This window comes from Sinorhizobium sp. (assembly GCF_059070375.1).
On record NZ_JCACWC010000003.1, the window covers coordinates 1,771,366 to 1,783,250 of the forward strand.

Consider the following 11,885-nt stretch of genomic DNA (forward strand, 5'->3'; position numbering starts at 1 on the left):
CCTTGCCAAAGGCGGAATTATCGTCGCAATTTCATTGCTATGCGCCCTGCCCTGCTCGATCCGCTGTTTTCGCCCCTCGACACCTTGCCCGGCATCGGCCCGAAGACCGGCGAACTTTACGCGCGCCTTCTCGGGCGCGAGACGGTTGAGGACTGCCGCGTGGTCGATCTTGTGTTCCATATCCCTCATTCGCTGATCGATCGTCGCCGCCAGCCCGGAATCGCTTATGCCCCCGATGGGTCGATCGTCACCATCACCGGACGTGTCGACCGGCACCAACCGGCTCCCGGCGGCAGATCGAACGCGCCCTATCGCGTCTTTCTCCACGACGAGACCGGCGAACTGGCGCTCACCTTCTTTCGCGTCAGGGGGAACTGGCTCGAAAAGGCCCTGCCCATCGATGAGACGGTGATCGTCAGCGGCAAGGTGGACTGGTTCAACGGGCGGGCTTCCATGGTCCACCCTGACTACATGGTCCGTGCGTCCGAATCGGAGAACATGCCGCTCGTCGAGCCTGTCTACGGGCTGACGGCGGGCCTGACCTCGCGGCCCCTTCGCAAGTCGATCGAGGCGGCAGTGGCACGCGTCCCGGACCTGCCGGAATGGCTGGATGAGGCACTTCTGCGCCAACAGGGCTTCAAGAGCGCCAAAGAAAGCTTCCAGCGCCTGCACGAACCGCGGGACGAAACCGATGTCGACGCACAGGCGCCCGCGCGCCGCCGGATCGCCTATGACGAGTTCCTGGCGGGGCAGCTTTCGCTCTCGCTGGTTCGCCAGCGATTGCGCAAAGTCGCCGGTACACCGATTCATCCGACCGGCCGGTTGAGCGGTCCGGTAATCGCCGCCCTGCCTTTCTCCTTGACGAACAGCCAGTCGGCGGCCGTCGACGAGATCCTTGCCGACATGTCCGGAGCCGACCGCATGCTGCGGCTGCTGCAGGGAGACGTCGGCTCCGGCAAGACGGCCGTGGCCTTGATGGCGATGCTGGCGGCGGTGGAATCCGGCGGCCAGGCCGTGCTGATGGCGCCGACGGAAATTCTCGCGCGGCAGCACCACGCCACGCTTTCGCGGATGGCCGCGCCGGCGGGCATCACGATCGATATCCTCACCGGCAGGACGAAGGGCAAGGAACGGGACGCGATACTGGAACGCATTGCCTCCGGCGAGACGCAGATGGTCATCGGCACGCACGCACTCTTCCAGGACGCCGTGATCTATCGCCAACTCGTCCTCGCCGTGGTCGACGAGCAGCATCGTTTCGGCGTGCATCAGAGGCTGCGGCTGACGGCCAAGGGTATCTCTCCGCACATGCTCGTCATGACCGCGACGCCAATTCCGAGAACACTCGTGCTCGCCGCCTTCGGCGACATGGATGTATCGAAGCTCACAGAGAAGCCGGCAGGGCGCAAGCCGATCCAGACCGTCACGATACCGAACGAACGTACGGAGGAGATCGTGGAAAGGCTCGACGTAGCGCTCCGGCAGGGCAAGAAGGCCTATTGGATCTGCCCGCTTGTCGAGGAGTCCGAGGAGACGGACGCCATGTCCGCCGATGAGCGCTACCAGAGCCTTGCTCGACGGTTCGGCAAGGATGTCGGCCTGGTGCACGGGCGCATGGCAGGGCCGGACAAGGACGCCGTCATGCTCGCCTTCAAGAACGGTGAAATCCGTTTGCTCGTGGCCACGACGGTCGTCGAGGTGGGCGTGGACGTGCCGGATGCCACTATCATGGTCATCGAGCACGCCGAACGCTTCGGCCTTGCGCAGCTGCACCAGTTACGCGGCCGCGTAGGGCGCGGCGACGAAGCTTCGACCTGCATCCTTTTGTACAAGAGCCCGCTCAGCGAAGCAGGGCGCGCGCGTCTTTCGGTCCTGCGTGAAAGCGAAGACGGCTTCCTGATCGCCGAGGAGGACCTGAAGCTGCGCGGCGAAGGCGAGCTTCTCGGCACGCGGCAGTCCGGTACGCCGGGTTTCCTGATCGCAAGCCTCGAGTCGCATGCCGACCTCCTGGAGATGGCGCGCAAGGATGCCGCCTATGTCATAGACAGGGATCCGGAACTGACGTCGGAACGCGGTCAGGCGCTCAGGACGCTGCTCTATCTCTTCCGGCGCGACGAGGCGATCCGGTTCCTGCGGGCCGGCTGATTATCTCCCGGAACCTCATACGCTCTCCTGCTGTTTGATCGCACGCGGGGGCGCATTGGCCAGCGGGTTGTAATCCGGCGCGACGAGGCCTCCGGAGATCAGCAGTTTCGCAGCATCCTCGGCGCTCATCTGCAGAGGAATGATCTTGTCGCGCGGCACGAAGAGCAGGAAGCCGGCGGTGGGGATCGGCGTCGGAGGCAGGAAGACCGTCACCATGTCCATGCCGCGCTCGTCGAACCTGGCGGCGATCTCGCCCTTCACATCGGTGGCGATGAAGACCAGCGACCACAGCCCGGGGCTTGGATATTCGATCAGCCCCGCCCTCTTGAACGAGGACGACTGGTCCTGCAGCACGGTCTGGAAGATCTGCTTCAGCGACTTGTAGATGGAGCGGACGAGCGGCGTCCGGTTGAGGAGCGACTCGCCGAAGTTGATGATCGAACGTCCGACGAGGTTTGCGGTCAGGAAACCGACCAGGGTGATGACTACTACGGCGACGAGCAGCCCGAAACCCGGGATCGCGATCGGCAGATAATTATCGGGGTTATAAAAACTCGGCAGATACGGTTTCACCCATCCGTCGGCCCACTCGATAAAGGAGCGGACCAGCCACACCGTGATCGCCAGCGGCGCGCAGATGATAAGCCCGGTGAGAAAGTAGTTGCGCAGCCGGGCCGCGATGATGCCGCTTTTGGAACTTTCCGTCATGCCGTTGCCATCGATCCGTCAGTCCGCTCCGAAGGCGGGATGATAAGTGACGGTGCCGGAAACCAGCCCTCCCGACAAGGGTAAAGCCATGAAATATTGCGGCGCACAACCCGGAAAAACAAGAGCAGGCTCGTTGCGGAACCCGAATCTCTCATAGAAGGCCGGATTGCCCGCGAGGACGCAGCCTGAAGCCCCCGCTTTGCGCAGCATGTCGAGCCCGCGGCGCACAAGTGCGCTCCCCGTGCCGCGTCCTTGCCGATCCGGTCGCACCGACACTGGGCCGAGCCCGTACCAGCCGACCGCGAACGGGGTGATCGTGACAGGCGAAAATGCGATGTGACCGATCACCTCGCCCTCTTCCTCGGCAACGAGGGAAAGCGTCATGGCGTCCTCGGAGCGCAGTCGGTCGATGATCCGGGCCTCCGTCTGGTCGCTATAGGGCTGCCCGGCGAAAGCCGCCTCGGTAATCTGCCGGATCGTCTCGGCATCGCCCGCGGTTTCCGGTCGGATGATCATTCGACCGTCACCGATTTGGCGAGGTTGCGCGGCTGGTCCACGTCGGTCCCCATGAAAACGGCCGTATGGTAGGCGAGAAGCTGGACCGGCAATGAGAAGATCATCGGCGCGATGATCTCGTCGACTTCCGGCAGCACGATCGTGTGCATCGTATCGAGCTTCGACGCGGCCGCACCTTTCTCATCGGTTATCAGGATGATGCGGCCGCCGCGCGCGGCCACCTCCTGCATGTTCGATACCGTCTTGTCGTAGAAGCGGTCATGCGGCGCGATGACGATGACGGGCATGTTTTCGTCGATCAAGGCGATCGGTCCGTGCTTCAGCTCGCCCGCGGCGTAACCTTCGGCGTGGATATACGAAATCTCCTTGAGTTTCAGCGCCCCTTCCATTGCCAGCGGGAAGCTGGTGCCGCGGCCGAGATAGAGCACGTCGTGGCACTTGGACAGTTCGCGCGACAGACTCTCGATCTTCGGCTGGATGCTGTTCAGCACCTGACCCATGATGCGCGGCATTTCGGCAAGGCTCTTTACGAGCGCCTGCTCCTCTTCGTCGCTGATCGTCCCGCGGGCCTTGCCCGCGCCGACGGCGAGTGCGGCCAGAACCGCAAGCTGGCAGGTGAAGGCCTTGGTCGAGGCGACGCCGATCTCAGGGCCCGCAAGGATCGGAAAGACCGCGTCGGATTCCCGCGCGATGCTCGACTCGCGGGCGTTGACGACCGCGCCGATCTTGAGGCCGTGCTCCTTGCAATATCTCAGGGACGCCAGAGTGTCGGCGGTCTCGCCCGACTGCGAGATGAAAAGAGCCGCCGACTGCGGCGACAGCGGTATCTCGCGGTAGCGGAATTCGGACGCGACGTCGATTTCGACTGGCAGGCGGGCATAGCGCTCGAACCAGTATTTGCCGATCAGGCCGGCGAGATAAGCGGTGCCGCAGGCAGAGATCGCCAGGCTCGGGATCTTGCCGAAATCGATGGCGTCGGAAATCGGAACGACACGATTCTCTATGAAATTGACATAGTGCCCGAGAGCATGGGCGATGACCTCCGGCTGCTCATAGATCTCCTTCTCCATGAAGTGGCGATGGTTGCCCTTGTCCACCAGAAAGGCAGCAGCCGTCGAAATCTGGCGCGGACGCTCGACGACATTGCCGTCGAAATCGAAGATATGGACGCCGGTCTTGCCGATGACGGCCCAGTCACCATCGATGAGATAGGTGATTTCATTGGTAAAGGGCGCAAGCGCGATCGCGTCCGAACCCAGGAACATCTCGCCGTTGCCGTGGCCGATCGCCAGCGGCGGTCCGTTGCGCGCCGCCATGATGGTCGACCGATCGTCTTCGAAAAGGACGGCCAGTGCGTAGGCGCCCTTGACGCGCTTCAGCGTGGCATGCATCGCCTCGCGCCGCCCAAGGCCGTCCCGGCGAAACTTTGCCAGAAGATGCGCGACGACCTCGGTGTCCGTCTCCGTCTGGAATTCGGCGCCTGCTGCCGCAAGCTCGTCCTTGAGCTCGGCGAAATTCTCGATGATGCCGTTGTGAACCACGGCGACGCCTTCGGTGAAATGCGGGTGGGCGTTGCGTTCCGTGGGTGCTCCATGGGTTGCCCAGCGCGTGTGGGCGATGCCGATGGTGCCGGCCAGAGGCTCCTCTCTCAACCTGCTCTCGAGGTTGACCAGCTTGCCCTCGGCCCGCCGGCGCTGCAGCTTTCCCCCGTCGATCGTCGCGACGCCGGCCGAATCATAGCCGCGATACTCCAGGCGCTTCAATGCTTCGACCAGCCGCTCCGATACCGGCTGATTCCCGACGATGCCAACAATCCCGCACATATCCCTCTCCGCGTCTCTTCACGCCCTGCGGCGTATCAGCTCAAAAGTAACGACCACTGCATGTTTCCTCGAGTCGCACCGGCTCAAGGACAGGAATATGCAGCAGCTCTAAATGCCGTAGCGACCATTGCGCGTCTGACAAACGCGCGGCGCCGCAGGTGCCCGTTAAAAGCCTTGGTAGCGAAATTGCGTCGCGACGCAATCCGTTTTGATTTCACTTTCAGTTTCAATATTTAATGCGTCTACTCCGCGGCCTTTGCCCGCTTCCTGGCTGCCTTTTCCGCCTCGTAGCGCTCGCGCAATACGGGCGCCCTGCCGGGCTTGATGTCCTGGCGCGCACGGCCGAAAGCGACCGCATCCTCCGGCACGTCTTCCGTGATCACGCTTCCGGACGCCACGAGCGCCCCGTCGCCGATCGAAACCGGAGCGACGAGCGACGAATTGGAGCCTATGAAGGCGTTCGCGCCGATGCGGGTGACATGCTTGTTCACGCCATCGTAATTGCAGGTAATCGTTCCGGCGCCGATATTGGATCCGGCGCCGACGAAGGCGTCGCCGATATAGGTGAGGTGATTGACCTTGGCTCCGGCACCGATCTCCGCGTTCTTCACCTCGCAGAAATTGCCGACCTTCGACTTCGCTCCGAGGTCGGCACCCGGGCGCAGGCGCGCGAAAGGTCCAACCGTAGCGCCGGCACGGACGTGAGCGCCTTCCAGATGGGAGAAGGCGTGGATGACCGCACCGCTTTCCACGCGCACGCCGGGCCCGAAGACGACGTTCGGCTCGAGGAGAACGTCCTGGGCAAGTGTGGTGTCCCATGAGAGGAAGACGGTCTCGGGTGCGATCATCGACACGCCCGCCAGCATCAATTCGTGACGACGGCGCTGTTGCCAGAGGCGCTCGATATAGGCAAGCTCGGCGCGGGTGTTGCAGCCGGTGAGTTCTTCTTCGGGCGCTTCGACAGCGATTGCACGGCCACCGAGGGAGCGCACGATCTCGACGAGATCGGTCAGGTAGTATTCACCTTTTGCATTGGCGTTGCCGATCCGGTCCAGGAGATCGAGGGCCTTACGGCCGTCGATTGCCATCAGCCCGCCATTGCAATAGGTGATGCGGCGCTCCTCGTCGGAGGCGTCCCGGTGTTCTCGGATGGCGACCAGTGCTCCATCCTTCACGATGAGACGCCCGTATCCGGTCGGGTCCGCCGCCTGGAAGCCAATCACCACGACGTCATCTCCGGCCGCAAGCCCGTCGCGGGCAGCCTTCAAGGGTGCGGCGGTGATAAGCGGCGTGTCTCCGAATACAACGAGAACGTCGTCATAGCCTCTCGCGATCGCATCTCGGGCAGCAAGCACGGCATGGGCGGTCCCAAGTCGCTCTTTCTGAAGAAAGGACGTGACGGCCACTTCGCCGGTAGCCGCCGCTGCAGATACGGCATCCGCATCGCGCCCGACGACCAGCGCCACATCGGAGATCGATGCGCTCGCCAGGGCGTCGACGACGTGGGCGATCATCGGTCGCCCGGCAACCGGATGCAGCACCTTCGACATGGCCGATTTCATCCGCGTGCTCTCGCCAGCCGCCAGGATGATCGCCAGGCAAGTCCGTTCCATACTGATCTCCTTGATACCCTCTCGGGACATTTTTCCGACGCGGCGTCTCGCGCCTGCCCGCGCGCTTTTTGCGCGTTCCTATCAGCAACATATTGCGAGAACCATAATTCGCACAATCACGTCGCGTTAATCCGGTTCAAACCGTATGATATCAGCCCGGCGGCCGCAGGCGGCTTTCGGTGAGCAGGCCGCTCTCCTCCAGAATGGGATAGGCGACGGAGGCGATGTGCGCGTTGATGCGCTTCAGGTCCCGCAGCATGTCGAGGTGCAGCGAACTGGTTTGCAGGCTTTCCAGAAGGCCATCACGCAACCGCTCCAGGTGGCGCTCTGCGGAGCGTTTCTCCATATGCCGCACGTCGACCTTGACCTCGATGAGATGACGCGCCAGGTCGGCATTGCGGGTGACGAAGATGGTCTGCGCGATGCGCAGATTGTCGATGGTGAGGTTAAAAAGGCCCTTCAGCTCCTGATAGCCATCCTCCGAGAACCGCAAGCCGCCCCTCACCTTCTTGGCGATCTGTTCACAGAGACCCTTTTCGATGATGTCGCCCATGTGCTCGAGATTGATGGCATAGTCGATGATCACGATCGAACGGCGCCCGTCCTCCTCGTTCAAGCCATCGCGGCCAAGCCGGGACAGAAAGATCTTCACTTCCTGCTGCAGGAGGTCGACCTGCCGCTCGATATTCTCGATATCGCCCAATTCGTTCACATCATTCTTGCTGAACGCCTCTGAGGCCCGCATCAGCATGACCTCGATCAGGTCGCCTACCCTCAGGACCTCTCGCGTAGCGCCGGAAAGAGCCATCACCGGCGTATCGAGCGCCGCCTCATCGAGGTAGCGCGGCCCGGTTTCGGCCGCTTCGTCGTCGGGGAAGAACCGGTTCATGGTGCGGGCGAGCAACCCCGCAAAGGGCCAGGCAACCATCGCCAGGACCAGATTGAACAGCAGGTGAACGTCGACGGGCAGGTTCTGCCGCGGCAACGGCAGGCTCTGCAGGAAGTCGGCGCTGGCGCCAACCGCCGGAAGGGCGATGAGACAGCCGATGCCGCGCACCACGAGGTTGCCCAGCGTGACCCGGCGGGCGGCCGGCGGCGAGCCGAGCGTGGTGATGACCGGCGGGATCGCGCCACCGAGATTGGCACCGAGCACCAGAGCGACCGTCAATACGGGAGAAAGTACGCCGGCGGATGAAAGCGACAGCACCAGCATGACGACGGCGAGGCTGGACGATGACGCAAAGGCAAGACCGGCCGCAATGATCATCGCCACGGGCAAGGCGTTGTCGAGCATGCCGAGAAACGCTCCCAAAGCCTGGGATTGGCGCATCGGCTCGGTCGCCGTGCCGAGCAGTTCGAGCGACAGAAGCATCAGACCGATGCCCACGAGCGCGTAGCCGGCGCCCTGGCGCGCGCTCGACCGGCTCATGCGGTGGGTGGCCACGCCTGCGAGGATGAGCAGCGGCGAAAGCCATCCGATGCCGAGTGCGACGATCCAGGCCGTCATCGCGGTGCCGACATTGGCGCCCAGCAGCACGATCTGCGCCATCTGCGAACGGATGAGCCCCTTCTCGACGAAAGAGGCCGTCATGAGTGCCGTGGCCGTCGAACTCTGGAGCCCGAGCGTTGCGACGAGCCCCGTCGCAAAAGCCCGGAAGGGACCGTTCGTTCCGCGCGCAAGACCTGCGCGCAGGCGCGCCCCGAAGGCACGCGTCACCCCGTCCTTGACCAGCGACAGGCCGAAGAGCAGCAGCGCAACTGCACCAAAGAGATTGACCATCACGATCGTGGACTGCATGGAGGTGATTTCCCGTAATGGCCGACGGATCGAAAGTCCCGGTCGAGTATCGAAAAACGATTCCCAGCAGTTTGCCACAGTGGGGCGCGCTTCCAACGCCTAATTTGCAGCTCGCTTTAAGTTGCCGGCTAACAAATTCCGACATTGCCTTCGTCGTTAGCGCCTTTTGCAGCCTTTGCTCTTGAATGCCCCGGCAGCCCTGATGCGCGCTGTCATGGCGATAGGGTGGCAGGTTCAACTCCGCCGGCGGCAATTTGCGACGAACCGGCCTTCAATTCCTCTCTGGTTTGTTCTAAGGAACGAATTCATTCGGCGTAATGCCGACGCATCCCAACGAGGTTTTCTGCCCCCATGCTCGACTCCCTGAGAAACGCTGCCCAGACCCGGGTCGTCAAAGGCCTGCTGGCCCTTCTCATCCTCTCATTCATGGTGTGGGGTGGTCAGACGTTGATGGTGCCAAGCACTCCCAATGCGGTCGTTACCGTCGGCGACATCAAGGTGTCGGCGAGCGACTTTCGCCTGGCTTACGAACGGCAGATCGCCCTGCTCTCGCGCCAGCTCGGTACGCCTTTGTCGCGCCAGCAGGCACAAGCTTTCGGCGTCGAGAACCAGGTCTACGCCCAGCTCGTCGCCGGTGCCGCCCTCGACCAGCTCGCTACCGACATGAATCTCGGTCTTTCGGAAGACAGGCTTGCGCGGCTGATCGGCGAAGACCCCGCCTTCCATGGCGTCAACGGGCAGTTCGACCGGCTGACATTTTCGAGCGTGCTGCGCAATGCCGGGCTGACTGAGCAGGATTACATCAACAACCGCAGCCAGGTCGCGGTTCGATCGCAGATCGTCGATGCGCTCACGGATGGTTACACGGCGCCCAAGGTACTCGTCGACGCCATTGGCAAATACCGCCATGAGACGCGCACGATCGACTATCTGCTGCTTTCCAACGCAAATATCGATGCGGTCAAAACGCCGGGCGACGACGTGCTCGCGCCCTGGTTCGAAAGCCGCAAGGCGAACTATCGCGCTCCGGAATACCGCAAGATCAGCTACATCAAGCTGGAGCCCGAGGACCTGGCCGCACCCGACGCGGTAACGGAGGAAGAGCTTCGCGCCGATTATGAGAAGCGCAAGGAGAGCTACCGCACGCCGGCAACGAGGACGGTCGAGCAGCTCACCTTCCCGTCGCGCGAGGCCGCCGACGCCGCGGCCGCCAAGCTTGCCGCCGGCACGTCCTTCGACGATCTGGTCAAGGCCGAGGGCAAGACGTCGGCAGATGTACTCCTCGGCGACTTCACCAAGGATCGCATGCCCGACGCAAAGATTGCCGACGCAGCCTTTGCCGTTGCCCAGGATGGCGGCACCACGCCCGTCGTCGAAGGTGCATTCGGCCCGGTCATCCTGCGCGTAACCAACATCCGGCCCGATGCGGTTCGCAGCTTTGACGAAGTCAAGGAAGAACTGCGCAAGGAAATCGCCCTCGACGCCGCCCGCGAGCAGCTCGTCGGCCTTCATGACAAGATCGAAGATGAACGCGCCGGCGGCGTGACCGTCAAGGAGATCGCCGAACAGCTGAAGCTCAAGCTCGTCACCGTCGACGCGGTCGACGCTTCCGGCAAGGATCAAAACGGCGACGAAGTTAAGGACCTTCCGGAACCGCGCGCCCTTCTCCAGGAAGTCTTCAAGGCTGACGTCGGAACGGATACCCTTGCCGTCAATATCGGGCGCGACGGCTCCGCATGGTTCGATGTCGAGGAAATCATTCCGGCCCGGGACCGGACGCTTGACGAAGTTCGCGACGAAGTGGCCGCCGACTGGACTGCGGAGCAGCAGCGCGCGGCACTGGCCGCCAAGGCGAAGGAACTCAAGGAACGTATCGAGAAGGGCGCCAAGCTCGCCGATATCGCAACCGAACTCGGCCTTGTCGTCGAGACCAAGGCCGGGCTGACCCGCGGGACCAACGATGCGAGCCTCAGCCCTGCCGCGGTGATCGCGGCCTTCGGCGGCCCGAACGGCCATGTCGCCAATGCCCCGGGGATCGGCGGCGATGGCCAGGTGCTCATGCAGGTTACATCGATCGAAGAGAAAGCACCTGCCGACGCCCTCGACAACGACAGCAGCCAGATCGAAGCGATTGCGCGCGCGAGCGGTGACGACATCCTGGATCAGATGGTCTCCACCTTGCAAACTGCTTACGGCGTTTCGATCAACCAGTCGCTTGCCGAAACGGCCCTAGCGCAACGGTGACGACGGAGAAGCGAACCCATGAGTGATTTGAAACCGTTCGTCGCGAAGGTCGCAGGGCGCGAGGCACTGAGTCGCGAGGATGCGCGCGCGGCCTTCGAGATCATCATGTCCGGAGCCGCCACCCCATCGCAGATCGGCGGTTTTCTGATGGCGCTCCGGGTGCGCGGCGAAACGGTCGACGAGATCGTGGGCGCGGTCGGCGCGATGCGCGCACGCATGTTGCCCGTGGAAGCGCCTGACGGAGCGATCGACATCGTCGGCACGGGCGGCGACGGTGCCGGTACCTACAACATTTCCACACTCGCCGCGCTGATCGTCGCGGGTGCCGGTGTACCGGTCGCCAAGCATGGCAACCGCGCGCTCAGTTCGAAGTCCGGAACGGCCGATGCGCTCTCCTGCCTTGGGGTCAATCTCGAGATCGGACCTGCGGCGATCTCGCGCTGCATTGCCGAGGCCGGTCTCGGCTTCATGTTCGCCCAGCAGCACCATTCGGCCATGCGCCACGTCGGCCCGACGCGGGTGGAACTTGGAACGAGGACCATCTTCAACCTGCTCGGCCCCCTGGCCAATCCCGCCGGCGTCAGGCAGCAGCTCGTCGGCGTCTATGCGCCGCAATGGGTCGACCCGCTCGCGGAAGTGCTCCGCGATCTCGGTTCGCAAAGCGTCTGGGTCGTGCATGGCGAAGGGCTCGACGAGATCACCACGACCGGCGTGACCAAAGTGGCGGCGCTCAAGGACGGCACGATCACCAACTTCGAGCTGACGCCGGCCGATTTCGGCCTCGAACGGGTGTCGCTCGATGCCTTGAAGGGCGGAGACGGAGCCCACAATGCCGCTGCGTTGCAGGCCGTTCTCGACGGCGCGGAAAATGCCTACCGGGACATTTCCCTTGCGAATGCCGCCGCTTCGTTGATGATAGCAGGGCGCGCCAGGGACTTGTCCGAAGGCATGGCGCTGGCCCGGCAATCGCTTTCGAGCGGCGGTGCCAAGGTCGCCTTGCAGCGGTTGATCACCGTCTCGAACGCGGCTTGAGGAGAA

General features: G+C 63.2%; 8 protein-coding genes. 3 read left to right on the top strand and 5 right to left on the bottom strand.

All coding sequences use genetic code 11. The features are described 5' to 3' along the window. Positions 1-39 precede the first annotated feature (39 nt). Entirely contained in the window at positions 40-2,145 is a 2,106-nt protein-coding gene (gene recG / locus AC5J09_RS20635; RefSeq protein ID WP_494298377.1) for an ATP-dependent DNA helicase RecG, read from the top strand. 15 nt (positions 2,146-2,160) lie between these two features. Here the strand turns inward: recG and AC5J09_RS20640 are convergent, their stop codons facing one another. The 5 genes from AC5J09_RS20640 to AC5J09_RS20660 form a co-directional block, all read right to left on the bottom strand. Continuing rightward, positions 2,161-2,853, bottom strand: a complete 693-nt coding sequence (locus AC5J09_RS20640) for a DUF502 domain-containing protein (protein ID WP_003537698.1) — start codon at positions 2,851-2,853, stop codon at positions 2,161-2,163. Between the two features lie 18 nt (positions 2,854-2,871). Further along, positions 2,872-3,369, bottom strand: coding sequence for a GNAT family N-acetyltransferase (locus tag AC5J09_RS20645; protein WP_100673227.1), 498 nt, complete (start codon positions 3,367-3,369; stop codon positions 2,872-2,874). Beyond that, positions 3,366-5,192, bottom strand: coding sequence for a glutamine--fructose-6-phosphate transaminase (isomerizing) (glmS, locus tag AC5J09_RS20650; RefSeq protein ID WP_494298378.1), 1,827 nt, complete (start codon positions 5,190-5,192; stop codon positions 3,366-3,368). The genes AC5J09_RS20645 and glmS overlap by 4 nt, the downstream gene beginning before the upstream one ends. Positions 5,193-5,434: 242 nt before the next feature. Then, the gene (glmU, locus tag AC5J09_RS20655; protein WP_018094979.1) at positions 5,435-6,805 is read right to left on the bottom strand and encodes a bifunctional UDP-N-acetylglucosamine diphosphorylase/glucosamine-1-phosphate N-acetyltransferase GlmU; all 1,371 of its coding nucleotides are present in this window, start codon (positions 6,803-6,805) and stop codon (positions 5,435-5,437) included. A gap of 151 nt (positions 6,806-6,956) precedes the next feature. Next, positions 6,957-8,603, bottom strand: coding sequence for a Na/Pi cotransporter family protein (locus tag AC5J09_RS20660; protein ID WP_100673224.1), 1,647 nt, complete (start codon positions 8,601-8,603; stop codon positions 6,957-6,959). 351 nt (positions 8,604-8,954) lie between these two features. Here AC5J09_RS20660 and AC5J09_RS20665 point away from each other — a divergent pair, with 351 nt between their 5' ends. Then, positions 8,955-10,847 (top strand): peptidylprolyl isomerase, encoded by a 1,893-nt coding sequence (locus AC5J09_RS20665; RefSeq protein WP_494298379.1) that lies wholly within the window; start codon positions 8,955-8,957, stop codon positions 10,845-10,847. Positions 10,848-10,865: 18 nt separating this feature from the next. Continuing rightward, a complete protein-coding gene (gene trpD / locus AC5J09_RS20670) occupies positions 10,866-11,879 on the top strand; it encodes an anthranilate phosphoribosyltransferase (RefSeq protein ID WP_324763416.1) in 1,014 nt (337 codons plus the stop codon). Positions 11,880-11,885: the final 6 nt, after the last annotated feature.